This is a genomic window from Coprobacter sp. (genome assembly GCF_982436375.1).
Window position 1 is genome coordinate 1 of record NZ_CEWDCG010000271.1, and the last position, 3075, is coordinate 3075.

Annotated in this window: 2 protein-coding genes; one reads left to right on the forward strand and one right to left on the reverse strand. The window is 41.4% G+C overall.

The genetic code is table 11. The features are described from left to right. Positions 1-2247: glycoside hydrolase family 3 N-terminal domain-containing protein (locus tag AC1WHX_RS11485; protein ID WP_481229400.1), on the forward strand; the 2247-nt coding region annotated here is incomplete at its 5' end. A 68-nt stretch (positions 2248-2315) separates the two neighbouring features. Here AC1WHX_RS11485 and AC1WHX_RS11490 read toward each other — a convergent pair. Then, on the reverse strand, positions 2316-3075 hold a 760-nt coding region (locus tag AC1WHX_RS11490; RefSeq protein WP_481229402.1), incomplete at its 5' end, for a hypothetical protein.

Here is a 3075-nt window from a genome sequence, read left to right on the forward strand (position 1 = left end):
AATCTGGACGAAAAGACCTGTCAACTGGCAACTTTATATGGATATAAAAGGGTAATGAACGACTCGTTACCGACTCCGGAATGGAAAAATAAAATTTGGAAAGACGGAATCGCCAATATCGATGAACAATTGAACGGAGTCGGTCGTGGTGCGAAAATCGCCCAAGACCTGATTTATCCTTTCAGCAAACATGCCGAGGCAATCAACAAAACCCAAAAATGGTTTATCGAAGAGACTCGTCTGGGTATTCCGGTAGATTTTTCCAACGAAACAATCCACGGACTCAATCATACAAAAGCGACTCCCCTGCCCGCACCTATCGGCATAGGAAGTACATGGAACGCACCTTTGGTCTACAAAGCCGGATCAATTGCGGGAAAAGAAGCCAAAGCTCTCGGATATACCAACATATATGCACCGATATTAGACCTTGCCAGAGATCCCCGTTGGGGACGTGTTCTTGAATGTTATGGAGAAGATCCCTTTCTTGTCGCTACACTCGGAACACAGATGGTTAAAGGTATTCAAGAACAAGGTGTGGCAGCAACTCTAAAACACTTTGCCGTATATAGCGTTCCCAAAGGTGGGCGGGACGGCAGTGTACGCACCGATCCTCATGTTGCACCCCGGGAAATGCACCAAATGCATCTGTACCCGTTCAAAAAAGTAATCCAAGACGCCCACCCGATGGGAGTCATGAGCAGTTATAACGACTGGGACGGCGTTCCGGTTACCGCAAGTTATTATTTCTTGACCCAGTTACTTCGTCAAGAATTCGGATTCGACGGTTATGTAGTCAGTGACAGCGATGCGGTAGAGTATGTATATAACAAACATCATGTCGCCGAAACTTATGAAGAAGCCGTGAGAATGGTTCTTGAAGCCGGTCTCAACGTAAGAACGACTTTTGCCGCACCGGATATTTTCATTCTGCCTGCCCGAAAATTGGTAAAAGAGGGACGATTATCGATGAAAGTCATAGACGAACGTGTCGCTGACGTCTTACGGGTAAAATTCCGTCTCGGACTTTTCGACCAACCTTTTGTCGCAGATCCTAAAGCCGCAGATAAAATCGTCGGAGCAGACAAGAATAAAGATTTTGTGCTCGATATACAACGTCAATCTTTGGTTCTTCTAAAAAACGAAAATAATTTATTGCCTCTCGATAAAAACAAGTTGTCCCGAATACTGATCACCGGACCGCTTGCCAAAGAAGAAAATTATATGGTAAGCCGTTACGGACCTCAAGAACTGGAAAATATCACGGTATATGAAGGTATCAAAAATTATCTCGGGAATAAAGTTGCTGTCGATTACGCTTTAGGCTGTAAGGTTAAAGATGCCAAATGGCCGGAAAGCGAAATAATACATTCTCCGCTGACGACAGAAGAACAGCAAGAAATACAAAATGCCGTTGAAAAAGCAAAACTAAGCGACATTGTTATTGCCGTACTCGGTGAAGATGAAGAAAGTACCGGCGAAAGCAAATCTCGTTCAGGACTTGATTTACCGGGACGCCAGCAACAGCTTCTCGAAGCGTTATATGCTACCGGAAAACCGATCGTACTGGTTCTTATCAATGGACAACCGCTTACTATCAATTGGGCAGACCGTTATATTCCGGCAATTCTGGAAGCTTGGTTTCCCGGACAAATGGGAGGAACTGCCATTGCAGAAACTCTTTTCGGAGATTATAATCCGGGAGGGAAACTTCCGGTCACATTCCCCAAAACATTGGGACAAATAGAATTGAACTTCCCTTTCAAACCGGCCTCTCAGTCGAAACAGCCCGAAGCCGGACCGAATGGATACGGAAAAACACGGGTCAACGGAGCTTTGTATCCTTTCGGATTCGGACTCAGTTATACAACATTCGAATATTCCAATCTGAAAGTTTCTCCTGAGAGACAAGGTCCTAAAGGCGATATTCAGGTATCGTTCGATATCACGAATACAGGGAAAAGAGCCGGAGACGAAATCGTACAGTTATATGTAAAAGATAAAGTGAGCAGTGTAATCTCTTACGAATCTTTGTTACGAGGCTTCAAACGTGTTTCTCTGCAACCGGGAGAAACGAAAAACATACAATTCACTCTGCATCCCGAAGATCTCGAAATACTGGATATTAATATGAATTGGAATGTAGAACCGGGAGAATTTGAAGTTCGCATCGGAGCTTCATCCGAAGATATAAAACTAAAAAAGAGTTTCCGTATCGTAGCAGAAGGAATACAATCAAATAATTGATTATCAAACTATATAAAACGATTCCGCTGGCGGATAATCCGCCAGCGGAATCGTTTTATAAATCAAAATTAGAATTCAAAACCCAATTTGAACATAACTCCTCCAATTGTATTTCTTTCGTCATACGAATTCACATAACTATCATGGGTGCGTGGATTGTAATAATATTGACGGAATGTAATATCTGTTCTCTGCATATTATATCCAATAGATAAATTCAAACCCAATTTAGGTGTAGCGATAAAACGCACACCGACACTCGGATTAAAATAGAACCCCATACCGTCAAAAACAGAATAACCGACTTTCAATCCAATAAAAGGAGCAATATCATTATTCATAAAATACCCCCTCGCATCGGCATATACCGGAATAAAAACTGTAGACCAATTAAAATGATAGTTCACTCCCACTCCAGCACCTAAAAAGAAATATGGATTAAACTGATAACCATGAGTAGAAGACACGGAAACAAGTCCGTCACCATAAGTACCCACGCCAAAAGCACCACCTACATCCACAAATCCTTTATAGCCATTTGTTTTAAACTCATCTCTTTCACCATGCCTATTCTTCATCCTCATTGTAGAATTTCGAGAAGAAAATTCCTTCGTGATTTTCAATACTTCTGACATTTGGAAAACCCATACACTACCATCACTTGTTTCTATTTTAATAGTTTCATTTGGTATCTGCTCAAGAATAATACCTTTAATTATACTTCCATTTTTCAAATAAACGACTTCTCGAAAATCCTTAGCCGAGACAAATAAACTGCTACATAAAATTGCACAAATGACAAATATTAATCTTTTCATGCCCATAGAT